Annotated in this window: 24 protein-coding genes and 1 other RNA gene; 15 read left to right on the top strand and 10 right to left on the bottom strand. The window is 43.5% G+C overall.

From position 1 onward, the window contains the following. Window positions 1-2 precede the first annotated feature (2 nt). The 5 genes from NL930_RS10705 to NL930_RS10685 form a co-directional block, all read right to left on the bottom strand. Entirely contained in the window at window positions 3-671 is a 669-nt protein-coding gene (locus NL930_RS10705; RefSeq protein ID WP_254376668.1) for a nucleotidyl transferase AbiEii/AbiGii toxin family protein, read from the bottom strand. Beyond that, complete coding sequence (locus NL930_RS10700; RefSeq protein ID WP_254376667.1) at window positions 664-1,113, bottom strand: hypothetical protein; 450 nt, start codon at window positions 1,111-1,113, stop codon at window positions 664-666. Before NL930_RS10700 ends, NL930_RS10705 begins: the two co-directional genes overlap by 8 nt. Window positions 1,114-1,341: 228 nt before the next feature. Continuing rightward, window positions 1,342-1,716, bottom strand: coding sequence for a nuclear transport factor 2 family protein (locus tag NL930_RS10695; RefSeq protein ID WP_254376666.1), 375 nt, complete (start codon window positions 1,714-1,716; stop codon window positions 1,342-1,344). Window positions 1,717-1,827: 111 nt separating this feature from the next. Further along, window positions 1,828-3,114 carry a cytidylate kinase family protein gene (locus NL930_RS10690; protein WP_254376665.1) on the bottom strand — a complete coding sequence of 429 codons (1,287 nt, stop codon included), beginning with the start codon at window positions 3,112-3,114 and terminating at the stop codon, window positions 1,828-1,830. Between the two features lie 137 nt (window positions 3,115-3,251). Continuing rightward, window positions 3,252-3,467: an RNA-binding S4 domain-containing protein gene (locus tag NL930_RS10685; protein WP_254376664.1), complete on the bottom strand. Its 216-nt coding sequence runs from the start codon at window positions 3,465-3,467 to the stop codon at window positions 3,252-3,254. Between the two features lie 115 nt (window positions 3,468-3,582). Between NL930_RS10685 and NL930_RS10680 the strand changes: the two genes are divergently transcribed. Continuing rightward, window positions 3,583-4,818: a DEAD/DEAH box helicase gene (locus NL930_RS10680; protein ID WP_254376663.1), complete on the top strand. Its 1,236-nt coding sequence runs from the start codon at window positions 3,583-3,585 to the stop codon at window positions 4,816-4,818. Between the two features lie 20 nt (window positions 4,819-4,838). Here NL930_RS10680 and NL930_RS10675 read toward each other — a convergent pair whose 3' ends face one another. After that, entirely contained in the window at window positions 4,839-6,461 is a 1,623-nt protein-coding gene (locus NL930_RS10675; protein ID WP_254376662.1) for a YcaO-like family protein, read from the bottom strand. A gap of 166 nt (window positions 6,462-6,627) precedes the next feature. Between NL930_RS10675 and NL930_RS10670 the strand changes: the two genes are divergently transcribed. Then, window positions 6,628-7,914, top strand: a complete 1,287-nt coding sequence (locus NL930_RS10670) for a hypothetical protein (protein WP_254376661.1) — start codon at window positions 6,628-6,630, stop codon at window positions 7,912-7,914. 47 nt (window positions 7,915-7,961) lie between these two features. On the opposite strand, the gene NL930_RS10665 is transcribed toward NL930_RS10670, so the two are convergent. From NL930_RS10665 to ssrA, 3 genes are all read right to left on the bottom strand, one after another. Beyond that, window positions 7,962-8,879: an SPFH domain-containing protein gene (locus NL930_RS10665; RefSeq protein ID WP_039672237.1), complete on the bottom strand. Its 918-nt coding sequence runs from the start codon at window positions 8,877-8,879 to the stop codon at window positions 7,962-7,964. Between the two features lie 10 nt (window positions 8,880-8,889). Further along, entirely contained in the window at window positions 8,890-9,333 is a 444-nt protein-coding gene (locus NL930_RS10660) for an NfeD family protein (protein ID WP_039672238.1), read from the bottom strand. A gap of 54 nt (window positions 9,334-9,387) precedes the next feature. Beyond that, window positions 9,388-9,765: a transfer-messenger RNA gene (gene ssrA, locus NL930_RS10655) on the bottom strand. Window positions 9,766-9,833: 68 nt separating this feature from the next. On the opposite strand from ssrA, the gene NL930_RS10650 reads away from it, so the two are divergent. Beyond that, window positions 9,834-10,373 carry a hypothetical protein gene (locus tag NL930_RS10650; RefSeq protein WP_060826547.1) on the top strand — a complete coding sequence of 180 codons (540 nt, stop codon included), beginning with the start codon at window positions 9,834-9,836 and terminating at the stop codon, window positions 10,371-10,373. Window positions 10,374-10,465: 92 nt separating this feature from the next. Here NL930_RS10650 and NL930_RS10645 read toward each other — a convergent pair whose 3' ends face one another. Beyond that, on the bottom strand, window positions 10,466-12,064 hold the full coding sequence (locus tag NL930_RS10645) for a cache domain-containing protein (RefSeq protein WP_254376660.1): 1,599 nt from the start codon (window positions 12,062-12,064) through the stop codon (window positions 10,466-10,468). Window positions 12,065-12,159: 95 nt separating this feature from the next. Between NL930_RS10645 and NL930_RS10640 the strand changes: the two genes are divergently transcribed. The 12 genes from NL930_RS10640 (at window position 12,160) to ccsA (ending at window position 26,700) form a co-directional block, all read left to right on the top strand. Beyond that, window positions 12,160-12,834 (top strand): response regulator transcription factor, encoded by a 675-nt coding sequence (locus tag NL930_RS10640; RefSeq protein ID WP_254376659.1) that lies wholly within the window; start codon window positions 12,160-12,162, stop codon window positions 12,832-12,834. Between the two features lie 162 nt (window positions 12,835-12,996). Further along, window positions 12,997-13,983 carry a TRAP transporter substrate-binding protein gene (locus NL930_RS10635; protein ID WP_254376658.1) on the top strand — a complete coding sequence of 329 codons (987 nt, stop codon included), beginning with the start codon at window positions 12,997-12,999 and terminating at the stop codon, window positions 13,981-13,983. A gap of 11 nt (window positions 13,984-13,994) precedes the next feature. Then, on the top strand, window positions 13,995-14,561 hold the full coding sequence (locus NL930_RS10630; RefSeq protein ID WP_041962116.1) for a TRAP transporter small permease: 567 nt from the start codon (window positions 13,995-13,997) through the stop codon (window positions 14,559-14,561). Then, window positions 14,548-15,831, top strand: coding sequence for a TRAP transporter large permease (locus NL930_RS10625; RefSeq protein ID WP_041962115.1), 1,284 nt, complete (start codon window positions 14,548-14,550; stop codon window positions 15,829-15,831). The genes NL930_RS10630 and NL930_RS10625 overlap by 14 nt, the downstream gene beginning before the upstream one ends. Before the next feature lie 202 nt (window positions 15,832-16,033). Continuing rightward, window positions 16,034-17,278 carry an OprD family outer membrane porin gene (locus tag NL930_RS10620; protein ID WP_254376657.1) on the top strand — a complete coding sequence of 415 codons (1,245 nt, stop codon included), beginning with the start codon at window positions 16,034-16,036 and terminating at the stop codon, window positions 17,276-17,278. Window positions 17,279-17,453: 175 nt separating this feature from the next. Further along, window positions 17,454-18,668 (top strand): OprD family outer membrane porin, encoded by a 1,215-nt coding sequence (locus tag NL930_RS10615; protein WP_254376656.1) that lies wholly within the window; start codon window positions 17,454-17,456, stop codon window positions 18,666-18,668. Window positions 18,669-18,823: 155 nt separating this feature from the next. Then, entirely contained in the window at window positions 18,824-19,942 is a 1,119-nt protein-coding gene (locus NL930_RS10610; RefSeq protein ID WP_254376655.1) for an ABC transporter substrate-binding protein, read from the top strand. Window positions 19,943-20,046: 104 nt separating this feature from the next. Next, window positions 20,047-20,943, top strand: coding sequence for a branched-chain amino acid ABC transporter permease (locus tag NL930_RS10605; protein WP_231563851.1), 897 nt, complete (start codon window positions 20,047-20,049; stop codon window positions 20,941-20,943). A 1-nt stretch (window position 20,944) separates the two neighbouring features. Further along, entirely contained in the window at window positions 20,945-21,976 is a 1,032-nt protein-coding gene (locus NL930_RS10600; protein ID WP_060826541.1) for a branched-chain amino acid ABC transporter permease, read from the top strand. After that, a complete protein-coding gene (locus NL930_RS10595) occupies window positions 21,973-22,740 on the top strand; it encodes an ABC transporter ATP-binding protein (RefSeq protein WP_254376654.1) in 768 nt (255 codons plus the stop codon). Before NL930_RS10600 ends, NL930_RS10595 begins: the two co-directional genes overlap by 4 nt. Beyond that, window positions 22,733-23,428: an ABC transporter ATP-binding protein gene (locus NL930_RS10590; protein ID WP_060826539.1), complete on the top strand. Its 696-nt coding sequence runs from the start codon at window positions 22,733-22,735 to the stop codon at window positions 23,426-23,428. The genes NL930_RS10595 and NL930_RS10590 overlap by 8 nt, the downstream gene beginning before the upstream one ends. A 119-nt stretch (window positions 23,429-23,547) precedes the next feature. Further along, window positions 23,548-26,700: a cytochrome c biogenesis protein CcsA gene (gene ccsA, locus NL930_RS10585; RefSeq protein WP_254376653.1), complete on the top strand. Its 3,153-nt coding sequence runs from the start codon at window positions 23,548-23,550 to the stop codon at window positions 26,698-26,700. Window positions 26,701-26,734 lie beyond the last annotated feature (34 nt).

Here is a 26,734-nt window from a genome sequence, read left to right as displayed (position 1 = left end):
AATCATGCCCTAAAAGCCTGCAAGAGCTTTTCAAGTAAAAATTTTGGTGCATTGAGTGCTAGTTCTTTGTACTGTGGCGCAGGGTCGATGAAGTCTATCTCCATCTCATAGATCTGCATCAAATCTTGAGATATGACAATAGCTTCAAGCGTCTTTATTAAAGCGTTGATATGCTCTTTTGAAAATGCACCATACTCGAAAGCTTCTTGAATGAACAAAGGGTTTTTCGCCACGCCTAAAGCAATGTCAAAGATGTCACGGGTATTGCCTTTGTCGCCTCTGAAACGAATCTTTTTGGTAAGAATTTCTTCAACACTCTCGATGTAAACATTTTCAAATCCCCACAAATTGGTGCAAATACGAGGTGATTTTGTGCGTGGCGATGTTTCAAAAAACTGTATCTTTTCACTCGGGCTAAGATGTACCTCTACATAATGCCCAGGAAAACGGATGTCATACTTTACATGTAAAGATGCAAAGTAGGTGCGTATGTCGTTTAAGGTATTGGAATTGTCGATGAACAGGTCGATGTCAGTGGAGTAGCGATGCTCCCAATAATAAGCACTTAGTGCCGTTCCTCCTCCCAAACTGGCATCTTCATAAATACCTATAGATTTTAACGCGTCAATAGCAAGGGCTAACATTCGTGCTTGTTTGGAAAAGTCATACATGTGAAAGTTCCTGAGTAAGTCTTGCTTCAAACGAAGAAAATGCGTCAAGCTTCGCAAACGGTGAACCGTGAAAGAGATGTAAAAATGCCTTTTGTGTGGTGACTTTGTGTGAGAAGAGTTGTGCTAGTGTTTCATCATCGTCTAGTTCACGCACTAATTTGGCAAAGGCTACGCGTTCTCTTGGGCTTAGTTTGGCGTAACTTTTTTTGGAGAAAAGCTTGAAGATCTCATCATTTTTAAACTGCTCTGTCTCTTTAATATTGCGATTAAGAAGCGTCAAGATGGGCGTTGGGATGCTTTGTGTTATGGCTTGAAGGGCACGTTTGGCATCGGTGTGTTTGATGAGCAAGTAGAGTTTATGCTTGGCATGTTCAGGCTTACTCCACTCTTTGAGCGTACTTCTAGGAATGTTTAAAAGTTTCAGGGCTTCACTCTCTTGCATGAACTACTCCTTTTTTGTAAAATTATAGCCTATTATCGGCTATTAATCAATGAATATATTAATCTTGTGAATAAAGTAAAAGCACCCAAGGTGTGCGGGCATTCCGCCGAGGAAAACTTAGCGTTAGCGTAGCTTGTCGAGCTTTGCTTGAAAAGAAAAATAGGGGTCAGAAAAATAGGAAGGTTAAACTTTTTACTTCTCCGCTTATCTCTTTACATGTAAAACCCATCAAGCCCTATCGACAATGCTTACGATCTTTCCATCGCGAAAGGTAAACTCTGAGTTTCCTTGGAGTTGGAGGAGCTCGCCTGCTTTGAGTCCGTTGGGGAGGTCGACGGCGAGGATGGCTTCAAATGTGACGTCGATGCGTGTTTGGGACTCGTTGGTTTCGACATTGGTGATGGTCTGTTTGCGAGATGCAAAAAGCCCTTTGGACTGTTCGGCGAGGGTGCGGAAAGCTTCCATACCGTGTGTTTCGGCGTTGATTTCGCCGTTGGAAATGTTTTGAAATGCGATGTCAGGGTGAAGTGTGCTCATCATCGTTTCGATGTCAAAGGTGTTGTATGCTTCGATGTAGCGTTTTATCAGCTCTAAATCGTTCATGATCGGTTCCTCAAATAATTGTTAAGAGCCAATTATATCAAATGTGATGCGTGAGTAAGCGGTTAAACGCTCAAGCTTTCGCCCCTTATCTACTCTTTACATGTAAAGACGTTAATGCTCAAAATCCTTCAACAGTTCGATGATCTTTTGAGCCGCTTTTTCGGAACCATACAAAGAAGCATCAAGGCTGACATGGTAGTTGGTCGCATCTTTCCAGTCGTGTTTGGTGTAGTGTAGGCAGTAGTTGGCACGATTTTTATCGGACATCTCCAAGTCTTTGTCGCTGCACGGTGGGGTGGCTCCGTATTTTTCATTGACTTTTGTTTTACGGTACGCCATGTTAGCGTGAATGAAAACATTGAAACAATTGGGGTCATCTTTTAAGATAAAATTGGCACAACGACCGACGATCACGCATGCCCCTTTAGCACAAATATCGCGGATAATCTTACTTTGCACCATAAACAAAACATCGGCAGGCGGAAGTTGGTTATCTACATAGGCGTAGTTTTGCTCGTAAAGTTCATAAAGGAGTTCACTGGCTAAATGTTGTTCGTTGGCTTGAATGTATTCAGTCGTGTAGCCCGTCTCTTCGGCGGTCAGTTTGATAAGCTCTTTGTCGTAAAAAGGAATGCCAAGCTTTTGGGCGATCATCGCTCCTATCTCATGCCCGCCGCTACCGTACTCTCTTGAAATGGTAATGACCAGAGAGTTGAGCGCTGTTTCTTGGGTGCTTTGTGTTTGAGGTGCGGTGTATGTTCCTAGCCATCGCTCGACAAACACCAATTTTGTACTGTAAAATTTAATCAACGCTCCAACAAGCAATGCCGCAACAACACTGCCTTCGCGTATGCCCTCCAAGCGATTTAAAAAAGCAAAAGAGCTGATGACACCGATGATGACCATGGTGCTGTCTAAACTGATTTTGACTTTGCCAAATTCTTTATGATACGTGTGTGAAATGGCAACTGCCAAACCGTCGAGCGGTAAATAGGTCAGACGTGTTTTTAAGAGCAAAAAGATACCAAATGCCAACACACAACACGCCACTAAACACCAAAAAACTTGCGCGACATACGATGTGGGAGAGAGCGAGGAGAGCAGATGCATCGTAAAGTCAATGCAGTACCCAAAAACGATGACGGAGGGGAGTTGAACCAGTTGTGCCCATTGGTAATTTTTGCGTAAAACCGCCATTTGTGAGACAATAAAAACAAGGTTGAGCAAAATGGTCAATTCGCCCAAACTGAGTGACATCGTTAAGCTGTACACATACGGTACACACGAGATTGGCGAAACTCCGAGGTTAGCTTTAACCGAGAGTGAGACACCTAACGCCATAATGAATTGCCCTAAGATAAAAACGACAATTCGCTTCGTTTTGTTTAAACTGAGCATCGTTGAGTCATCCTTTATGAATGCAGTAGCGACAAAAAACATTTTGAGGGTGCATAGGAGTGTGTAAAATGAAGAAGGTACTATACTCCACATTACATTAGAGAAACAAAAGTTTTTTAAAGTAGGTGTGTCCTATTTCAGCTAGAAATGGCTTCAACTTCGATGATTTCACCACACGCTTCGATCTTTTCTCCTGAAACGATCTTCGCGCGTTTTCTCGTCTCCACTTCACCGTTTCGCCTCACCTGTCCTTCTTCGATAAGCATCTTCGCATGTGCGCCACTTTCGGCAACTCCCATCACTTTGAGCAGTTTATACAACTCGATGTAATCTTCGTCTAGTTCAAATGTCATCTTTTCTCCTTTATTAACGCGCCATCATAGCCGAAAATGTCTTTACATGTAAATCTCAAACCTCGGCTAAAGTGAGATTATCTTACAATGGCATAAAGACTTAAAGGACGCATGTATGCCATTTTCAAAACTCTCTTTGCCTCTTCAAAAAGCGCTTGTGGAAGCACGCTTTAGCACAGCGACGCCGATTCAGAAAAAGGTGATTCCGCTTGTGTTGGAGCGTAAAGACATCATGGCACGAGCGCAAACGGGAAGTGGCAAGAGTGCTTCGTTTGTATTGCCCATTTTGGAGTTGTGGAGTGCGAGCAAAAATGAAGGCAAAGCGAAGATCAAGGCATTGGTTTTAACGCCTACGAGGGAGCTTACGGTACAAGTCTCTGAGGCGTTTGCGAGCTTTGGAAAATGTTTACATGTAAAGCCAAAAGTGGTCAGTGTCATCGGTGGCGAGAAGATCGGCGAGCAACTCTATGACATCCAACAAGGGTGCGACATTGTGGTGGCGACTTCAGGGCGATTGCTAGACATCATGCGTAAAAAACAGATCGATCTTTCGCGCGTGGAGTTCTTTGTACTCGATGAGGCAGACAAGATGCTCGACCTTGGGTTTGAGCAAGAGTTACGTTCTATTCTCGAAGTATTGCCAGAAAAACGCCAAAATCTTCTCTTTTCCGCAACCTATCCTGAAAAGATGCAAGCCATCGCTTCTAAGATAACCAAAAGTGCGGTGGAAGTGAGCATTGAAGCGGAAGCGCCAACGGTGGAACGCATACACCAGCGTGTCATTGAAGTGAGTCGTGAAAACCGAGCGCCACTATTGCGCCAACTGCTTCGTGAAAACAACTGGGAATTGGTGTTGGTCTTTATGGCAAACAAACGCGCGTGTGACAACATTGCCGTCAAATTTCGCAAGCACGGTTTTTTAGCCGAATCGTTTCATGGCGATCTCATTCAAGAAGACAGAGCATGGACATTGAAGTCCTTTAAAGAGCGCAAGATTCGTGTGTTATTTGCCACGGACATCGCCGCGCGGGGACTGGACATCGAAGATGTAAGTTGCGTGATCAACTTTGACCTTCCTCGCTCCACCGAAGATTACATTCACCGCATCGGACGAACGGGGCGTGCGGGCAAAGAGGGGTTGGCGATCTCGTTTATCGACCATGAAGACAAGGCGCATTTTGCACTCATTGAAAAACGGTGTCGCATCAAGCTTGAAAAAGAGCAAGTCAAAGGGTTTGAACTTGAAGGTACTGCTCCTCAAAAAGAAAAAGGCAGTGCGCCCATCAAAGGCAAACGCAAAAGTAAAAAAGATAAGTTGAGAGAGCAGGCGGCCTCACAACCTGCTTCTTAACTCTTTACATGTCAAAGTGTTTAAGCCACCATTGCCGCTTTTTTAACGTCCAATCTGTCGTACATATCAAGGATATTGACATAGTGTTGGTGTAAGCTTACATCTATGAAGTAAGCTTTACCGTCTAAAATATTGAGGGCGTGTTCAACGTTCGCTTTACCAAAAATGTCCCCAAAGGCACTTTCGTAGTCACTCCAAAGATGTTCTTGAGCTTTGAGGGAGAGGATTTCACATAAAAGTTTACTGATAGGTTTTTCACTCAAGGCAAGTAGCATTTGAGCCTCTTCATAATTTTCCAAAAGCAGATGCATTTGCGCCTTAAGGTCGATCATCTGAAAGTTTTGCTCGAAAATGACACCGATGTATTTTTCCATATTGAGTGAATCTTCGAGCGGTTCGATAATTTCTAACAGTGCCTCATGGTTTTCTTCTTTGAAATTGAGTACGAAGGAGCGAATGAATTTGCCGCTGTTGCGGTTTTGATAGACCATATCTTCGATAGGATAGACTTCTGAGACACTAGGGATGATCATCTGACACGAATAAAAATTTAAGTAGGTGTATTCACGCAAATAAATTTCTTTGCCCATGGACTGCACGATGTCGCATAAAAAGACGTATTCGTCGCTACTTCCTTCACCCTTATACTGCCACGGTGCATACTCAAAACTTTTGGCGGCACTTAGAAAACCAAAGCCCATTTTGCCGTTCGAGTCGATGAAATGCGCCTCAAGGTTGAAGCTATCTCCTACCAGAGCCATGTCAAAGGTTGGCATTTCAAACGTGTCAAGATTGTCAATGCCCCTTCCTTGCATCAGCTCGCTCATGGTGCGCTCCAAAGAAACCTCTAAAATCGGATGAGCCCCGAATGAGACAAACAGCGTGCCGTTACGCGGGTTAATAAGAGAAATGGCGGTGACGGGAAACTTTCCGCCCAAGGAGGCGTCTAAAATTTCGATGATAAACCCTTCTTTTCTAAGTTCAAGTACGTCTGCATGAAGTTTAGGGAATGATGCGATGGTGTCCTCTGGGTATTTAGGGAGCGCGTAAGCGTTTTTGATGATCTCCATTTTGGCATAACGCTCGAAGATTTCGCTGAGTGCTTGCACTTTGGCTTCATCAGGTGTATTTCCGCTGGCAAGTCCATTACTCACGTAAAGATTGCTTAAAATATTGAGGGGAATATAAACCTTTTCTTTGCCAAAAACACTTTGAAACGGAAGCGCTACGATTTTGTCATGGTAATCGCTGTTAAAATCCACCCAGTCTTCACGGCTCATTTCATTGGACGGATTGTAAATGACATGTAAAGAAGGACTCAGATATTCACCGCCAAACTCAAACACTTTTTGGTCTGGGTAGTACGCGCGATTGGGAAGATGAAAGTCGATGAAACAGTTATTGGTTTGAAGTCGTTCGATGTATTCGCCAAGCGCACTCGCTTTGGAAGAGAGCGAAAGAGTGCCTTTCCCGTTAGAATAAATATGATGAGGTGCCTCAACGGAAGCAAGATTGACGGAGTAGCAGTTTCTTAGCGGATTTTTTTCGCTTGCAAAGGTAACGGCACAGCCCAGATCGTCTAAAATCGTTTGCATTTTTGCGATGGAAGTGCTTAAGGGTGCATTTTTGGAGAGCGGATTCATGAATGAGGATGTCCTTTGGAGAATTGGGCATTGTAACATAATAAACGCGTGAAGCGCAAAAGTGGGCTTTGAAAACATTTGGTAACTTTTTATCGTCAGCCCTAAGTACGATCGTAGAATATTTTGGTAAAATAGGCACAACGAACCTTTTTTATTGACGGATAAAATGAATAATTTTCTCGAGAACCCCAATGACGGTAGCCTTAGATTTAGCGATGTGGAAGTGCGATTAGCCGAATTTTTAAAGACGTTTGATCCCGAACCCTACAAGGTGCATCTTAGTTTATATTATTTTGAAGAGAACGTTTTCGGTGAAATCGTCGCGTCGTTGCGTAATTGCAAGTTGCCCAAACATTTTCTCTCCTACAAGGACGTTTTGCGGGAAAAACTGATCGAAAAGCTCGGTTTTAGCACGCAAGATTTGATTTTGTGTACCGACGGCATCGTTTACGCCAAACGCTTTTTTGCCGTCGAAGCTTTGGGCGAAGGTGCCGAAAGACGCGCATGCGGACTCGATCCTGCCGGACTGGAAGCGTATAAGCAAAAATTTTTTCCCAACGAGTTACATGTCGAAAAAACGTTAGAGCTTTTGCCCTATCTGGTTGAAGAGGTTTTAAATTTTCGCAAAATCACGCCGATCAAATTTAAAAAACTGTTTATCACGTCGTTTATCAACCTGATGGATATTATCGTTTTGGCGTACACGGACATCAGCGATCCTAAAGTCGTGCGCGGCTTGAGCTTGTATCTGTTGCGTGAAGTGTTCGATCGTTTGATGCTTTTCATCGCATCGGATATTTTATTTCACTTTTCCAACGCCGATCGCAAGGCCATCGAATTTTTAAGCTTTTTTAGCGTTAACGAGAGTATCGACGCGCGCGGCAATCGCTACAAGGCCAATCCGATTTTGGATGAAAGCAATCATGCGTGGAATATTACGACGATTCGCTCGACCTTGCTTCAGCACAAAAAAGCCAAACAAGCCGTTTACGATAAAAGAAATGCGCTCATTAGCATCAAAACGAAATTAGAAGGCTTTAAACTAGACCAACAAGAGTATGCCTTGCAAAAGGCCAAGATTAACGAGCAATGGTCTCATACGGAAGCCGTGATAAACGGAATTCATAAAACATTGCGAAAAGTCCAAGAGTCCGAAGACGAAGAGGTACGTTTTAACGAAGACGGCGAAGAGAAAGTTTTTCCTCGAAAAGTCTTGATTACGCGCTTATTTAAGAAAGAAGACAAGTTGCTAAGCGAGAGGACGAAGTGCCAAAAAGCCATTGACGAGATTGAACTAAGAATCGCCAATAAACAAAAAGATATCGATATTTGGGAAAAAAAATATGCTGAAAATCAAGAGGTTTTAACGGCATTTGAGGCGAAAGGTCATCCGATGGATAAGCAGTACGAGCGAATTCAACGGGCTTTGGCAAAAACTTTGGCATCGAGGTAGCACGCCAAAAAGACCGTTTAAAGTCTCTTTTTGGCGTGAAATTGCACTTATTTGACCGCGGAAAAAAGTGTGCTAAGATTGCCTGCGACGCCTTCTAACGAGTGTTTGAGATCGGATGGAACAAAGACGACTTTACTGTTGGCGGAGTTTGCCAACGCTTGAACGCTGTCGATGTAGCGTTGCGCTAAAAGGTAACTCGGCGCATCGCCGTTTTTAATTTGTGATGCTATCGCTTCCATAGCCGCTTGGTCGCCATTTGCAAGTGCGACTTTGGCTTCAGCTTCTCTACGAGCAGCTTCGAGTTTTCCTTCTGCTTCTAAAATCATAGACTGTTTAAAACCCTCTGCTTTTGCGATGGCAGCTTGTTTCTCGCCTTCGGCTTTCATAATGAGTGCTTTTTTCTCACGTTCGGCGGCGGCTTGTTTTTCCATCGCTTCTTGTAAACTGTCGCTTGGGCGAATATCTTGGACTTCGACCGCGGTCAACGATAATCCCCATTGTTCCAAATGGTCGCTGATCTTTTCCGAAACGGAGGCTTTGATGGCTTCTCGGCCTGAAAGCGAAGCGTCGAGTTCCATATTACCGATGACGGAGCGAAGCGTCGTTGCCGCCATATTGGCGACGGCAAGCTCAAAATCGTCGATCGAATAAACCGCTTTTGCCGGATCGCTGATTTTATAAAAGACCACTGCACTGATAATCACGACGGCATTGTCTTTTGTGATGACTTCTTGGGCTTTCATTTGTTGAATCAACTCTTTGGTGTTGAGTTTCACTTGAACTTGATCGAGTACGGGAATGAGAAAGTTGAGTCCCGGTTTTAAGATGGAGTGAAACTTCCCGAGTCGCTCGACGACCCACTCTTCGCCTTGCGGTACGATGCGCACCATTTGGTAGAGAAGGTAACCGCCCGCTAAGAGCAAAATAATAAAAAACGAAAGGCTAAGGTCGATAGAGGTATGCACGCAAACTCCTTTAGTTTGAAATAGGTTTGACGATTAAAAAATGACCGTGGATAGAGACGATTTCAATATTTGTGCCGATCGCGATCGTTGCGTCGGTTGCACTTTGCGCGTTCCATTCGCTGCTACCCAAAACGGGAGCTTGCAACTTTACGCGCCCTTGCGCATCGGGCAGGATTTCGTTGAGGACTTTACCTTTCGTGCCGATAAATTCGTCGGATTGTCCGATTTTTGAAGCGGGTGCATTGGCGACTCTTTGACGTTTAAAAACGACCGCGCCGACGAACATACCTAAAAGGGCTACGAGGATTTGAAGAATAAGAGAGTTTTCCGTGAAATACGCCAAGAAAGAAGAACCAAAAAACCCAAGACCGATAAAAAGAGCAAAAAACGAGGGACTCGCGATCTCGAAAACGATAGCAAAAACGCCTAAGATCGCCCAAAGATACCATACCATCAAAACTCCTTTGCGAAGAGGATGGGGTATTATACTGAAAACACCTACAAATTATGGTGGAGCTGTGGGGGATTGAACCCCAGTCCAAAAATAGCCGCCTATGACGTCTACATGCTTAGATATTGTTGATAGTGTTTAATTTTGCTTCGTACAACAATCAGAAAACTACGCAAAACGAGCCTTTAACTTCGCTACATGTAAAGGCGTTCATGTAGTATAGCTATCGAAGCTATGATACTCTCCGAGACCTCCTAAGATAGCATCGAAGGGGAGAGCAGTCCGTTATTTATTAAACTTACGCAGCTAGAGCGTAAGCAGGACGATAGTTACTGTTGTTAGCAGTTATTGTTTGAGGGTTGTCTAACGCAAGACCCTCACTCGCGACATGCAGCCATAAACTAAAACTACTCCTGTCGAAGCCATGTCAGCCCCATAGATAGTAGGAGCGTAAGTTTAGCATATTTTGCTATAATTCGCAAAAAGTATTGAAGGAAACTATTTTGAAAAGAATTATTTCGTATCTTTGCGTAGCATTTTTCGTCTTTTGGATACAAGGATGTGCATTTAACCAACAACCGCAAAAACCGCAAGCCAATACGCAAAACGTCTCCGCACAATCGGCGCAAGATACCAATCCTAAACTTTCGCGTTTGGTCGGCAAAAACTATATTAAAGGCGTTGTATTGCATTTGACGTATGATCCTAACACGCTTTTATGGAACTACGAAATCGACGGCATTGAAACGACCAACGGAAAATTACCGTACGTGAACTTTAACCATAAAACGGTACTTGCCAACGAAGGCGATTTGGTCTATGCGTCGTTTAACGGGATGCGTTTGGAAGAGCTTTTCGTCATCAAAGCCGGTTATTTTAAAAACGGTAAGATTTCGCAAACGGCTCCTGCGTCAAAGCCGATAACAAGTGCAAGCAGAAAGAAAAATACGAACGCTAAGACATCTGAACCGGACGAACCGGGCGTACGCAATAAAGCACATCAGGTCATTAGCGTTCCGCAAGAAGAGACGATTCGTTTCTAGTGTTAAAAGGTTTACTATTGTTAACCGATCGTTTACTTTGAATTCCTATACTTTCAGTAGCAAATTTCATATTTTCTTCCGAAAGTATCTTCTCAAAGAGGTGTTCCGCCAAGCGCCTCTTTGAACTCTTTTTCTATTTCAATCGTAAAAATAGCCCCTTCTTTTTCGTTCCGAGCACTTAGCTTTCCGCGCATACTTTTTTCGATAATCAACTTTGACATGTAAAGTCCGATGCCCGTTCCTTCGTTTTGCTCTTTCGTACTGACGTAAGGTTCGAAAATACGCTCGATCGGCTCTATTTTAATGCCTCCGCCGTTATCTTCCACCCTCAAGTAAATGCTTTTTTCGTCGCTTTCCAACGTAATGCGAATATACCCCTCGGCTCTTCCCGATGCGAGAATGGCGTCTTTGGCGTTAGAAAGAAGGTTTAAAACGACTTGTTCGTATTCGCTTTTGTAACCGACGATACTTTCATCGGATTCGATGCGTACGTCCACGACGATGTTGTGATGAATAATCGCCTCTTGAATGATGCGCAACACCTCGTCGACGGAATTTTGAATCGAAAAACGTTTTTTGTCTTTATTGGGCATAAAAAAATTACGAAAATCGTCAATCGTATGCGACATGTACTCGACGATGTTTTCCGCTTCGACGCATTTGATCTCCATCGAGCTTTTATCGAGCATATCTCGATTGTATTTGAGTTTGAGGGTCATTAAAAGCGCGGAGAGTTGGGAGAGCGGTTGTCGCCACTGATGCGCGATATTGCTAATCATCTCTCCTAAAGCGATAAATTTGGATTTTTGGATGAGGAGTTGTTCTTGCTCCCTGTTTTTTTGAATCTCTTCTTGCACGCGGCTTTCGAGTGTATGGTTGAGTGTTTCGAGTTCTTGGGCTTTTTGTTGCACTTGCGCGTGGTAGCTTTTTAAAAAACGCTCGATGCGTTTTCCGAGCATCAGCGCAAACGCATTGGCGACGAGAGCGAAGAGCAGAAAGATAATGATTGCGGAGGTTGCTTCCATCTTCACTTTTTCTTGAAATTGTGTTTTTGCCGCTTCAATCTCTTGGTCGATGTCGTCTAGATAAACGCCTGCGGCGATGATGATATTCCACGGTTGGTACAATTTAAAGTACGAAACTTTGGGGCGAGCGAGCTTTGTTCCGGGTTTTTTGTAGAGGTACTCTACAAATGAATAACCGTGATCGAGGATGTCGTGCAAAAAGATTTTGCGAAATGCCTTGCCGTTTTCGTCGGTGTACGCATCGGAGATATACTCGCCTTCCAAGTCGGGACGGTTGGGGTTAATTAACATTTTGGCAAAGCGATCGCCGCCGCCGATATGGTTGATCTCGTAAACGAAAATATAATTATGTTCTTGTCCGCCGTAGCGAATATGCCGAATCCACTCAAAAGCCTCCTGCTTGAGCGCGGCTAGGTCGTTTGGTGTATCGGAAGCGGCGCGATGCAGTTTAAATTCGATAAAGCTGATAATCGAATCGACTTCGCGCTGAAGTAAAGCGCGTTTATTCGTCTCAAACGTTTTTCGCGTATCTTCGATTTGCGCGTCTAGCAGTTCGTATTGCTTGGTAATAAAAAAATAACCGTTAAAAAGCATTAAAGAGGTAATGATAAAAACGGTACTTAACGTAATGATTTTCGAGATATTGCTCTCTTTAATAATTTTCACAAAAAACTCCCGTTGCAACTGCTATAATATAAAAGTAAGAAATTTTAGAAAGAGAGTAGCGTATCTCTTCTTTTAAGAAACGTAAAGGTTCGGTTATGGATGAAAAAATGATGAAAAAGCTTTCAAATTACCGCGTTTTGTATGCCGAAGACGATGTGGGCGTACGCAAAAACGTTTACGAGCTTTTATGCTTGCTTTTTCAAGAAGTCTATTTGGCAAGCGACGGCGAAGAGGCGTATGCGCTTTTCGTGAAATATGCACCCGATTTGGTGATTACCGATATTAAAATGCCCCATCTCGGCGGCATCGACTTGGTGAAGAAGATTCGCGAACATGACGAAAAAGCCCATGTGATTATTATCACGGCGTATACCGAAGTCGATTACATGTTAGAAGCTATCGAACTCTCTTTACTACGCTACATCGTCAAACCCATTACCGAGCCGAAATTGTTTGACGCATTGGAAAAATTTTTACAGTCTAAAGAAAAAAGCCATCTGCAAGAAATTGCCTCGGGATGGTATTACGATGCTTCGCAAAAGAGCATCACGGACGGCACGGAAGCGTATGAGTTAACCAAAAAAGAAGCCAAGCTCATCGAACTTTTATTGGAAAAAGATTCCATCATCACGTACGAAGAGATTGAGACCTATTTGTGGGAAAACGAGTATATGAGCTTGAACGCGCTTCGTTTGATGATTAAAAACTTAAGAAAGAAACTTCCTGAGGGAACTTTAAAAAATATTCAAGGTATAGGTTACAAATTGTAACTTAGTAAAACCATAAAAAGCCTTTACATGGCGCAAAGGTTACTAAAAGAAACTTTTACGCCTAAAATCTGACTTCGAACGAATCCTAACGCTTTTATTACATAATTTTGACATAACTTTCACCTATAATCGACACAGAAATACATCGATAAAGGAGTTGACATGACAAAATTACTCAAAGTGGTAGCGGCCGCTACGCTCTTAGTTTCATCTGCGATTGCCGCAGAGTATACGATTAAGCTCACGCACGTCGTAAGCCCGAATACACCCAAAGGTATGGGTGCCGACTTCTTTGCAAAACGCGTCGGCGAATTGACAGGCGGTAAAGTTGAAGTCGTCGTTTTCCCTAACTCACAACTTTACGGAGACGGCGAAGAGATGAAAGCGTTGAAGCTAGGAAACGCACACATTGCGATGCCGAGCTTTTCAAAATTTACGAGTATCGTTCCGGAGATGCAGCTTTTCGACTTACCGTTTTTGTTTAGAGACAAAGACCATCTTTACAAAGTTCTCGACGGTGAAGTAGGTAAAATCTTGAAAGACAAAGTGACGGCAAAAGGCTTTGTCGCACTGGATTATTGGGATGCCGGATTTAAACACCTTTCCGCCAATAAGCCGCTTTTGAAACCCGAAGACGCTTCCGGACTCAAATTTCGTATTATGAGTTCACATGTACTCGAAGCACAGTTTAAAGCAGTCAATGCCAATCCGCAAGTATTACCGTTTTCGGAAGTCTATTCCGCATTGCAACAAGGCGTCGTCGACGGTGCGGAAAATCCGCTTTCCAATTTTTATACTAAAAAATTCAACGAAGTTCAAAGCGATTTAACCCTCTCAGATCACGGTTATTTAGGGTATTTGGTCATTATGAGCGAGAGTTTCTGGAAAAAATTCCCGAACGATCTTAAACCGATGGTGCTTCAAGCAATGAAAGAGGCAACGGAATATGAGCGCAAACTTGCGTCCGAAGACGATGAGGCGATCTTGGCAAAACTCAAAGAGTATGCTAAAACGTCCGGCAATCTCAAAATTCATACGTTAAACGCGGAGCAAAAAGCGGCATGGCAAAAAGCGATGGAAGCGATTTATCCCAAGTTTTATAGCGTGATCGGCGAAGATTTGATTAAAAAAGCGCAAGCCGCTAAATAGAAAGCAAGGCAATGAAAAAGTACTTTACAATTTTAGACCTCGGCGTCATGGCGATTAATAAAAATATCGCCGTGTTCGGCATATCGCTGGGCGTTCTTCTTGCCTTCGCCAACGTTGTGCTACGTTATTTTTTTGATATGAGCATTACGTGGGCGGGAGAGCTGACCAACTATCTTTTTATGTGGTCGGCACTCTTCGGGGCGGCATACGGTTTTAAAAAAGGGGTGCATATCTCCGTTACGATGCTTTTGGAAAAACTGCCCGTTATGTTGGCAAAAATCATCTTGATGGCGGCGCACCTTTTTAGTTGTTTGTATCTTGTGCTAATGGCGTATCTAGGGTACGAATTGGTGTTGATGCTGATTGATTTCGGCGAAATGAGCATCGATTTGCGCGTACCGATGTGGATACCGCATTTGGTTTTACCTTTTGCCTTTATCGGCGCGGCGTTTCGTGCCGGAGAAAAAGTGTTTGAAGTCGCCGCGACCGATGCCGACAAAGTTATCGTCAACAGCGAACTTGAAACGCTTCACGATTCTTTGGAAATGAGAGGAGTAAACTCACATGTTGATGCTTAGTCTTTTCGGTTTACTCTTCCTTTTAATGTTTTTGGGCGTTCCCGTTTCGGTAGCCTTAGGGTCGAGTACCTTGATAACGGCGTATTTTTTTACCGATATGGATTTGATGGGCATCACGTCGCACGTCTTCGACGGGCTCAATAAATATTCGCTGATGGCGATTCCGATGTTTATTTTAGCGGGATCGTTTCTCTCCAAAGGCGGTGCGGCACATCGTATCATCGAGTTTGCGAAGTCTATCGTCGGGCATTTGCCCGGAGGTCTTCCGATCTCGGCGATTTTTGCGGCGATGATTTTTGCGGCGGTCAGCGGAAGCTCTCCGGCAACCGTTGCGGCTATCGGCTCGGTTATGTTCGGAGCGATTCAAGAAGCGGGCTATCCCAAAGGCTATGCTATAGGAACGATCGCAACTTCGGGGAGCTTGGGTATTTTGATTCCTCCGTCCATCGTGTTTATCGTGTACGGCGTTACGGCGGATCTTTCCATCGGAAAACTCTTTATGGCGGGCGTCGTTCCGGGGCTTTTGATCGGCTTTATGTTGATGGGATTGACCTATGTCGGCGCGGTGCGTTTAGGCTTTAAAAAAGGCACGCCGGCAAGTTTTAAAGAACGACTGGTCAAATTTAAAGAGGCGTTTTGGGCGTTGATGCTTATCGTCATCGTTATCGGCGGTATTTACGGCGGTTTGTTTACGCCGACCGAAGCGGGTGCGGCAAGTGCCGTCTACGCTTTCATCGTCTCCGTTTTTGTCTACAAAGACCTTAAAATGAAAGACGTCTATAAGATCGTTTTAGAGTCGGCATTGACAAGTTCGATGATATTTTTCGTCATTGCAAACGCGATGATTTTCGCGCACTTTTTAACCGATGAGACGATTCCGCAACAAATCACGAAGCTGATTATGGATGCGAACGTCGGACCGATTATGTTCTTGGTTATCGTCAACGTTTTGTTGCTCTTGATGGGGCAGTTTATGGAACCGAGTTCCATCGTTATGATTACCGTTCCTTTGCTTTTACCGCTCATTGTGGCACTCGGCATCGATCCGATTCATTTCGGCGTCGTCTTAGTCGTCAATATGGAAATCGGTATGATAACCCCGCCCGTGGGCCTCAACCTTTTTGTCGCCGCGGGTATGACGGGACTTAGCCTTAAAGAGGTTGTCGTTGCCTCGCTTCCGTGGGTCGGCGTCTTGTTCGTCGGATTGTTGATCGTCACTTATATTCCGATCATTTCGTTGTGGTTACCGCAACTGATGTACGGAATGTAAAATCTTTACATGTAAGACTGCTCGGGAATGCTACAATGCCTTCCCGACGCTCTTTTAGAGCCCAAACACCTCTTCCTTCGGATTCTTTTAATCGCGTGAACCGAAAATCGGACTTTGCGTGACATTTTCCCCCTAATTTATTGTAATTTTCTCGTTTTTGTGATAGACTTATCTCGCCTTCAAAAAATTCAAAGGAGAAAATATGAAATTAGCTAAACTTAGCTTGGCGGCTATGGTAGTTGCTGGTCTTGCATCCAGCTCTTTTGCGGCAGACACATTGGCTGACGCATTTAAAAACGGTAAAGTATCAGGCGAATTAAGAGCATGGTATTTCGACAGAGAAGGTTCAGCAACCGCTGCTGAAAATTCAGCTTCTTCAACATCTGTTAATGCCGACATCTTCAACGTAGGCGTTATTCTTGGTTACGTAACGGATTCTTTCTACGGTTTTAAATTGGGTGCAACGGTTCAATCTAACTATGCGCCGTTTGCCGACAGCGATGCAAAAGCAGATTTCAAAGGTGACGAATACGGTTCAGGTGCCGTTCTTTCTGAAGCGTATATCCAATACTCTATCGGCAACACGACGGCAAAAGTCGGTCGCCAATTTATCTCTACGCCATTGGTTAACGGTTCTGGTTCACGTATGATCAAACAAGCGTTTGAAGGTGCCGTATTATTGAATACCGATCTTCCTCAAACAACTTTGGCAGCGGGTGTTGTAACAAAATACCAAGCAAGAACAACCAATAGTCTATATTCAAAATACGGCGTAGGTAGTTCAACCGGTGGTGATGTTGCTGATTTTGTAAACTTAGAGACATTAGCTGATGCATATGCTTATACATTGCTTGCTATCAATAAATCAATCCCCGGTACAACTTTAACGGCACAATGGGCAGGACTTGATAATTTTGCTGACTTCTACTATTTAGAAGCAGCATATGCCGGTAAAGCAGGCGAAATCTCTTACGGTTTGGCGGCAAACTACGAGTTAAAATCTCCTGATGCAGGCGAAGACGGTAAAATGTACGGTGCAAAAGTTGACTTAGGTTACGGCGATTTGAAAACATACGTAGCCTATACAAAAATTACCGATGATGCAGATGTAGACGGTTTTGACGGCGGTGCCGGTTTCGGCGGCGGTGCACAAACGGCGTTTGCAAAAGCATACTCAAGCAAAACGGGAACGTATGATAAAGACTCAAAAGCATACTCAGTTGACGCAAACTACAACTTCAAAGCTATCGGTTTGTTAGCAGGTGCTAGATATACGGGCGTTAAAGTAGATTCTTCAGCTGTACAAGACAGAGGTTATACCGATGTTTATATGCAATATGCATTTTCAGGCGCACTTAAAGGTTTTTCAACAGACGTTTCTTACCAAGACTGGTCAAAAGATGTTGACGGACACGATTTCTGGTTCAAAGCAAACTATAAATTCTAATTTATACGTTGCCTAATCGTCGAACAGCGGTATTTTTACCGCTGTTTCTCTTCTTAAATCTGCATTTTTCTTAAAAAGCTTACTTTTTCATCACTTTTTTTAGTTGACTTTCTATTTTTTTTTTGTATACTTCGCTTTGTAATCATTTAGTAATCTAAATTTTCAAGGAGAAAATATGAAATTAGCTAAACTTAGCTTGGCGGCTATGGTAGTTGCTGGTCTTGCATCCAGCTCTTTCGCGGCAGACACATTGGCTGACGCATTTAAACAAGGTTCTGTAAACGGTGAGTTAAAAGCTTACTATTTTTCACACGATGACGATAGCATGGATAGAGCGGATATTTTTAGTACGGGTATCATGCTTGGTTATAAAACGGCTTCATTTTACGGTTTTAGCTTAGGTTTAACAGCTCAAGGAAGTGCTTCTCCATTTGCCGATTCTGATGGTAAAGCTTATTATAATAGTGATATGTACGGTTCAGGTGCTGTATTGTCTGAGTCTTATCTTGCATATTCTGCCGGTAAAACAACGGCAATGGTCGGTCGTATGTTCTTAGATACGCCTCTTGTAAGCGGAAGCGGTTCAAGAATTATCAAAGAAGCATTTGAAGGTGCTGCTATTATCAATACGGATCTTCCAAATACGACATTGATTGCCGGTTATGTTCAAAAATGGCAATCTCGAACAGACGGTGATGGTAATGTAGGCAAGTTCTCACGAAAAAATGTTTCAACTAATACAGCAAGTGTTGATATTAATGATGGAGCATATACAGTTGCTGCTATTAATAAATCAATTCCGGGTTTAACGTTAACCGGTGCTTATGCTTATGCTGAAGCTTTTGATACGGTCGATGTAAATATCGTATATGTCGAAGCTCTTTATGAAGGCAAAGCAGGCGAGATTGGCTATACGTTAGGTGTTCAAGATTACTACAATGCATTTGACAATGCCGGTACACCAGACGATACAATCAATCTATACGCTGTTAAAGCAGGCTTAAGCTTTAAAGGCATCAACGGAACGGTTGCATTCTCTCAAGTAAGTGACGATGCAGTTTTCGGTAATACTATTGCTTCCGGTTTAGGCAACGGCGCAGATCTTCTTTATACCGATCCTGTTATTGCTATGAACGGCTATCATAGAGATACGAAATCTTACCTTATCGACTTAAACTATGACATTACAGCTGCTGCAAATATCGGTGCTCGCTATGTTTTAGCTGAAATGGGTACAGGTATTAATGAAGATGTATCTTCAACCGCAGTATACGGTACTTACAAATTTGACGCGGCTCTTAAAGGTTTTAGCCTCGGTGCTCAATATGAGAAACAAGGTCAAGACGGCGACGGCAATGACGTTTGGGTAAAAGCTAACTATAAATTCTAATCATGCCTTGATAACTTCGCCTCGTTATGAGGCGGAGTTTCTTTTTTACTCCTTTTCTTAACTGTCTATTTTTTATACACAACTTCACTTCTTTTAGATTCTTGCTTAAGTAACTTTTCTGTAATATTGTTTGATTACTACTACAAGGAGTATACATGAGAAAACTATCTGTTCTAGCCGCTTCCGCTCTTCTTTTAGCAAGCTCTTCTTTTGCGAAAGAGATTAACGTCGGTGTCGTTATGTCGATGAGCGGCCCGCTTGCCGCATACGGACAAACGTGCAACGAGGGTATCGAATTTGCACATTCGTTACAACCGAAACTTAAAAACGGAGATACCGTCAAATTGGTATTGATCGACACGAAAGGCGATAAAGTCGAGTCTGCCAACGCAACGACGCGTTTGATTAGTTCCGATAAAGTCGTCGGTATCATCGGCGAATTGACCAGCACGAATACCGCGCAAGTCATGGCTATTGCCGATAAAAAAGAGATTCCCGTCATTGCTCCCGTTGCAACGAACGACAAATTGACCGAAGGTAAAAAATTTGCTAACCGCGTTTGTTTTACCGATTCATTCCAAGGTGCAGTCGTTGCCAACTATGCGGCAAAAGACTTGAAACTTAAAACGGCGGTCATCGTAGTCGATCAAGCGCAAGTGTACTCTTTAGGCCTTGCCAAAGCTTTCAAAGACGCATTTAGCGCTGCCGGCGGTAAAATCGTTAAAGAGATCAAAGTGAGCTCCGGCGATAAAGACTTTAAAGCCGTCGTTTCTCAAATCAAAGCGGCAAATCCTGATTTTATGTTCTTGCCGATGTATCACCCCGAAGTTTCTATGATTGCACGTCAAGCAAAACAAATCGGGCTTAATAAACCGATGTTCTCGGGAGACGGCGTTGCCAATCAAACCTTTATCGACTTAGGCGGCGATGCGGTTGAAGGCTACATGTTTACGGATTTCTTTGATTACGGTGCTCCTCCGACAGAACGTTCAAAAGAATTCATCAAAGCGTATGCCGCCAAAACCGGTAAACAAGAAGTCAACTCGTTTGTCGCCCTTGGTGCAGATGCCTACAACTTAATGGTAGACGCAATGAACCGTTGTGCTAATCCCGAAGACAATATTTGCGTCAATAACGAAATCAAAAAAACCAAAGGTTTTGAGGGCGTTTCCGGCGTGATCTCCATGGACGAACTCGGTAACTCTACGCGTTCAGCGGTTATCAAAGTCGTTCAAAACGCAAAAGCCGTTTACAAAGCAACCGTCAATCCTTAAAAGAACGACGTTTTTCTCTCCTCGTTTCGGGGAGAGAATTTTAGACAAGTTACCATACATGTCAGAGTATGGTAAGTTTTTTAAAATTTTTTAGGAGCATCTATTTGGATTTTACAATGTTTATGCAACAGATGATCAACGGCTTTAGCCTTGGTAGTATGTATGCGCTGATCGCAATCGGGTATACGATGGTGTACGGCGTACTTCGCTTGATCAATTTCGCGCACGGCGATATTATGATGGTCGGCGGATTTTTAGGATTTTTCGGTGTAGCCGTTTTGGAACTCCCGTTCCTTGCCGCCGTTTTATTGGCGATCGTCGGTTCAGCACTCTTAGGTATGGCAAGCGATAGAATCGCCTATCGACCGCTTCGAAGCGCCCCCAAAATTTCTTTGTTGATTACGGCGATCGGCGTCAGCTTTTTTTTAGAAAACGCATTTAACGTTTTTTTCGGCGGCGTTCCAAGAGCTTTCCCCGTTCCGAGCGTTTTGGAAGATATCTTAGAATTCGGTGGACTTACGATTCCCGTATCGGCCTTGATCGTACCGATTTTGACGGCTATGTTATTAGCGATTATCTTGTGGGTTTTGTTTAAAACCAAGTATGGCATGGCGATTCGCGCCCTTGCGTTCGACGTCGATACGGTCAATCTTATGGGGATTGACGCCAATCGTATCATCACCATTGTTTTTGGGATGGGCTCGGCACTGGCGGCGGTCGGCGGTATATTTTGGGTCGTAAATTATCCTTCCGTTGATCCGATGATGGGTGTTTTAGTCGGGCTTAAAGCGTTTGCGGCGGCGGTAGTCGGTGGCATCGGAAGCGTCGGCGGTGCCGTTTTAGGAGGGTTGATTATCGGATTTACCGAAGTGGTCGTGATTGCTTTTTTCCCGGAGTTGGGCGGATACAAAGATGCATTTGCGTTTATCTTTCTGATCTTAATTTTATTGTTCAAACCGACCGGTATTTTAGGAATTGATTTTGAAAAGAGTAGGTTTTAAGATGACGGTAAAAAAAGATCAATGGATTAACCTTTCATTCGTGTTCGGCGTTATCGGATTTATCGGTATCGCCAATAGTTTTTTTGACGAATATACGATTCGTATTTTAAACAATATCGCTATTTTTACGATTTTGGCGGTCAGTTACAATCTGATTAACGGCGTTACGGGGCAGTTTTCGCTCGAGCCGAACGGTTTTGTCGCTATCGGCGCTTACGTCACCGCGCTTTTATTGGTTTCTCCCGAAGCCAAACAGTACCAATACGCGATCGTCGATCCGTATCCTTTCGTGTTAAGCTTGCATGCCAATTTCGTGGTTGCGTTAGTGTTGTCGGGATTTTTTGCGACATGTTTGGCGTTGGTACTCTCTTTCCCGGTTTTTAGGGTTCGAGGAGACTATTTGGCGATCGTAACGCTTGGTTTTGGATTTATCATCAAAATATTTGCGATCAATTATCCCGAAGTAACCAACGGTTCTTTAGGGCTAAACGATATTCCCGAATTTTCTAATCTGTATTGGACGGGCGGTATTGCGATTATCGCGGTTATAACGGTTTTGAACATCGTCAATTCTAAATTCGGACGTGCTATGAAAGCGGTACGCGACGATGAAGATGCGGCGATTGCGATGGGTGTCAATACTTTTAAAGCCAAAACCTTTGCCTTTTGCACGAGTGCTTTTTTTGAAGGCGTCGGCGGCGGGCTTTTGGCGGCATTGCTAACAAGCATTTCACCTGATCTTTTTGACTTTTTCTTTACGTTTCAATTGTTGATTATTATCGTGCTCGGAGGACTCGGCAGTACGACGGGTGCGATTGTCGGAACGATTTTAGTGATGGGCGGAAGCGAATGGATGCGCTTTTTGGACGAACCGATGAAATTTTTCGGTTATACGACGCCGGCAATGCCCGGATTGCGTATGGTCGTCTTTTCGTTAATCTTAATTTTTATTATGCTCTTTGCCCGAGAAGGCATTATGGGTAAGAAAGAGCTAAAAGATCTTTTCAAAGGCCGTAAAAGGAGTGCGAAATGATCTTACATGTCAATAACGTCACTAAAAATTTCGGCGGCGTAACGGCGATTAAAGAGACGAGTTTTAGCGTCGATCGAAAAGAGATTTTCGGACTGATCGGGCCTAACGGCGCAGGTAAAACGACGATGTTTAACATCATCACGGGAAATTACGAACCAAGTTCAGGAGAAGTCATTTTTCGAAATGAGATGATTCACGGATTGAAACCGCATTTAATCGTTCGCCGCGGTATTGCTCGAACGTTTCAAAACATTCGTCTTTTTTCGAGCATGAGCGTTTTGGATAACGTTTTGATCGGATTTGACTTCCAAGCACGCTACAGTTTCTTTGAAGCTATTTCGCGTTTTCCGCGTTTTATCGGCGAAGAAAAACGCATCAAAAAACGCGCATTCGAGATTTTGGATTATTTTGGAATGAGTGCGTTTGCCTATGCCAAAGCGGTCGATTTGAGTTACGGACAGCAACGTAAAGTCGAGATTGCACGTGCATTGGCGACCAATCCGGAATTGTTATTACTCGATGAACCCGCAGCGGGTATGAATCCTTCCGAGACGGAAGAGTTGGGAAACATCATCAAAAAAGCGCGTGAAGATTTCGACTTAACGGTACTTTTGATCGAACACGATATGAAATTCGTCAATCAATTGTGCGACAAAGTGTTGGTGCTTGATTACGGTAAAACCATTTTCGAAGGAAAGCCCAGCGACGCGATTCAAGATTCTGAAGTGATTTCGGCGTATTTAGGAGATTTTCATCATGATTAACGTTAAAAACCTACATGTCTATTACGGACTGATCGAAGCGGTCAAAGGGATCGATTTTGACGTGAAAGAGGGGGAAATCGTCTCGTTGATCGGTAGCAACGGTGCGGGTAAAAGTTCGACCTTGAAAGCACTGCTCAACAGCGTCAAAAAAACGGGAGATATTAATTTTTTAGGTTTCGATACCAAACACCATAAAACGCATACGCTCGTTCAACACGGACTTTCGCTGGTTCCGGAAGGTCGTAAAATCTTTATCAACCTAACGGTTGAAGAAAATTTACGTATGGGCGCGTTTAATAACGACGAAAATTACGAACATCTGCGCGATGCGATGTACGGGCTTTTCCCTCGTATCAAAGACAAACGCTATCAACTCGCGGGAACGATGAGCGGGGGAGAGCAACAAATGTTGGCGATTTCGCGAGCCTTGATGGGCGAACCGAAACTCTTGATGTTGGATGAACCGAGCCTCGGTCTTGCCCCTAAAATCGTCGGAGAGGTTTTTGAGACGATACTTCGCCTGAGAGACGAGGGCATTACAATCCTCCTCGTAGAACAAAATGCTTTTGCTGCGTTGAAAATTTCCGATAAAGCCTACGTTTTAGAAAACGGCAAAATCGTGATGAGCGGTAAAGCTTCCGAGATGATCGGAGACGACACGATCCGCAAAAAATACCTCGGTGGATAAGATTAAAACTGCTTACATGTAGCCTCTGAAACGATGAGGCTACCGCTTCTTTAATGATTTATAAATTATTTACTCTAAAAAGGTAACATACCCCTATTTTGTTACGAAGGAAATTTGGAATGAACGGTGTATTGAAGCAACTTTTATCGATGAAAGTTGCGATTGTTTTGCTCTTGCTTTTTGGCTTTTTTAGTGCCGTTGCGACTTTTGTGGAGAACGATTTCGGTGCCGAGACGAGTTGGGCGCTGATTTATACGTCATGGTGGTTTGAACTTCTGCAAATAGCTCTTGGTATCGTACTCATTTACAATATAATCCATTATAAAATCTACACACGCGATAAACTTCCTTCTTTGATGTTTCATTTTAGTTTTCTTTTGATTCTTATCGGTTCGGGGATGACGCGTTATTTCGGTTTTGAAGGCTCTTTGCACATTCGAAACGGTATGGAAGAAAACCGCGTACTCTCTTCGGAAGCGTTTGTACAAGCTTCCGCACTCAAAGAGGGGAAAAGCTATAGTTATGCGCATCCTCTGTTGCTTTCCCAAATGGGCGGGAATCATTTTAATTTTGGCTTGGACGTCGGCGGCGAAAAAGCACATGTAAGTTTTAAAGAGTATTTTCCGCGGGCGACTAAAAAAGTTGTTGACGATCCTAACGGCGTTGCGATGATTTCCATGATACTCAGTGCTTACGGGGAGAGTTTAAGTATTGCACTCAAAGAAGGCGAATTTTACGAAACACCCGATTATATTTTTAGTTTCAATGCGAAACTTGATAAACCGAGTAAGCCGATAGTACGCTTTTTTAGGGAAAACGAAAGCTTTTACATGCTCTCAGACGAAAACGTATCGTGGTTTAAAATGGCGGAAAATACGCGCGGAACGTTTGAGGCAAACCGTAAAGAAGCGTTCACGACGGGACAGCTTTATACCGTCGGTACTATGAATTTTGCACCGCGTTATATCGGCTTAAAAGGAAAAGAGAAAGTCGTTGAAGATAAAAATCCGATGATTCAAGCAGGTGTTGAGTCCGCGTTGGTCGTGACGGTCGAATTTAAAGGCGAACGACACGATGTTGCGATGTTCGGACAAGGCAAAGGTGCTAAAGGCGAGCCGACGAAGATAATAATTGCAGGCATTCCGTTTGTATTTGAATGGGGTTCGAAGACGTTTACGTTGCCTTTTTCCATTCAGTTGAACGAATTTCAATTAGATCGATACCCAGGTTCCATGTCGCCGATGTCATATGCCAGCGAAGTTGAAGTCGTCGATAAAGATCAAAACGTACGTTTGCCGTTTCGTATCTATATGAATCACGTCTTGGACTACCGAGGATTCCGTTTTTTCCAATCATCGTACGATAAAGACGAAAAGGGTACGATTTTATCGGTCAATAACGATCCGGGAAAAATTCCGACTTATTTAGGATACTTTTTGTTAAGTTTAGGACTTTTTTTAAACCTGCTCAATCCCCAAAGCCGTTTTCGCAAATTAGCGTTTATGATTCAGCGCGACACGGTTAAGATGAAATCGGTGCTTGTACTCGTAAGCGCGATGCTTTTAACGTGGACACAGCCTTTACATGCGTATACTACAGAAGAGTATTTAAGCTTTTTGAAACAGTACGACGTCAAACATGCCGATCGTTTCGGTAAAGTGTTGGTGCAAAGCGTGGACGGGCGTATCAAACCGATCGATACCGTTGCATTCGAAGTGCTTAACAAAGTATACGGTGGTTCGACGTATCAAGGTATGAATGCCAATCAAGTCGTTTTGAGCATGATGAGTTCTCCGGCGGAGTGGCAATCGCTTCCGATTATCAAAGTGTTTCATCCCGAACTCAAAAAGATGATCGGGATTCCCGACAATCAAAAATACGCGTCCTTTAACGACTTTTTTGAAAAAGAGGGTGATCACGGCTTTAAACTGGCGAAGTTTTCCGAAGAAGCCAACCGAAAAAAACCCGCATTACGCAACCAGTTTGATAAAGACGTCTTAAAAGTCGACGAACGCGTTAACATCTGTTATATGGTCTATACCGGAGAAATTTTTAAAATGATCCCGAAACAAAACGACCTCTCGAAACGATGGTTTGCACCTCAAGAAGCCGTAATGAATTTTTCAAAACAAGAGGGCGATGAAGTGCGGGCATTGTTGGGCGGTTATTTTGAAGCGATCGGAGAAGGCTTGGAAAAAAGCAACTGGGACAATGCCGACAAAGCACTGGATAAACTTCAGTCTTACCAAGAACAATACGGAGCCGACATTATTCCCGCATCAAGCCGCATTAAAGCGGAAATCTTTTTTAACCATGCAAAAATTTTCGATCGTTTGACGCCGCTTTATCTCTTAAGCGGGTTGATACTCTTATGCTTTATTTTCGCCAAAATGGTTAAACCAAAACTCTCTATCCAATGGATAGCCCAAGCAGTGTTAACGCTGACGGTTATCGGCTTTTTAGTTCACAGTGCCGGACTCGGTCTTCGCTGGTACATCGCACAGCATGCACCGTGGAGTGACGGATACGAATCCATGATCTATATCGCGTGGGCTATTGCGTTAGCGGGTATTTTCTTCGCACGCCAATCGGTGGTTTCTTTATCGTTAACGTCGATCTTAGCCGGTATTACGCTTTTTGTGGCGCATTTAAGTTGGATGGATCCGCAAATTACCAATCTGGTTCCGGTTTTAAAATCGTATTGGCTCAATATTCATGTCTCCGTCATTACGGCAAGCTACGGCTTTTTCGGTTTGTGCGCACTTTTGGGCTTTTTTACGCTCGTCTTATTTACTTTGCGTAGCGGTAACCAAGCCAAACATAACCGCAATCAAGAGTTGGATCGCAATATTATCGAAGCGACGCGTATCAATGAAATGGCGATGATTTTAGGACTTAGCCTTTTAACGGTCGGTAACTTTTTGGGAGGCGTATGGGCGAACGAGTCGTGGGGGAGGTACTGGGGTTGGGATCCGAAAGAGACGTGGGCGTTGGTTTCCATCTTAGTATACGCGGCCGTCGTACATTTTCGCTTCGTGCCGAAGCTCAATACGCCGTTTGTATTTGCCGTAGCATCGACCGTTTCGTTTGCTTCGATTATTATGACTTATTTCGGAGTTAACTTTTACCTTTCCGGTATGCATTCGTATGCGGCAGGCGATCCGATACCCGTACCGAGCTTCGTTTACTATACGATTGCTATCGTTGCATTAACGATTGCGCTTGCGTATCCTAAGCGAACGTTATATCAAGGAACGAAACCTTCCGCTTGAAAGAGGCCTAAGGCCTTTTTCAAGTTGTGCTATA

The organism is Sulfurospirillum sp. hDNRA2, from assembly GCF_024206095.2.
In the GTDB taxonomy this organism is placed as follows: Bacteria; Campylobacterota; Campylobacteria; order Campylobacterales; family Sulfurospirillaceae; genus Sulfurospirillum.
The sequence above is the reverse complement of the archived record's forward strand: the minus strand, read 5'-3'. Positions and strand labels throughout refer to the sequence as shown.